Annotated in this window: 1 protein-coding gene; it reads left to right on the top strand. The window is 64.2% G+C overall.

The genetic code is table 11. From position 1 onward, the window contains the following. The coding region (locus HX846_RS23800) for a hypothetical protein (protein ID WP_256739865.1) at positions 1-332 on the top strand (332 nt) is incomplete at both ends.

Below are 332 nucleotides of genomic sequence, written 5' to 3'. Positions count from 1 at the left end.
GACCCGGCCAACCAGCGGGTGGTTGCGTTGTTGCTGTTCCATCATCTCGTGATGGACCACGTTGCGCTGGAGGTGCTGCAGCACGAAATGCAGGCGTGCTTGCTCGGCCGGCGCGAGCAGTTGGGTGCGGCGGTGCCGTATCGCAATTATGTGGCGCAGACGCGGTTGGGCATGCGTGAGGAAGAGCACGAAACGTTCTTCCGCGAGATGCTCGGGGAGGTCGATGAGCCGACGCTGGCATTGAGTGCACCGGGTGAAGCGCAACAGGCACATTTGCGCGTCGACCCGCTGTTGAACGGGCGCCTGCGCACCCTGGCACGGCAGCTTGGGGT

The organism is Pseudomonas sp. K5002, from assembly GCF_013386655.1.
GTDB lineage: Bacteria > Pseudomonadota > Gammaproteobacteria > Pseudomonadales > Pseudomonadaceae > Aquipseudomonas.
Note: the sequence above shows the minus strand (reverse complement) of the source record. Positions and strands in the feature narration are given on the sequence as shown.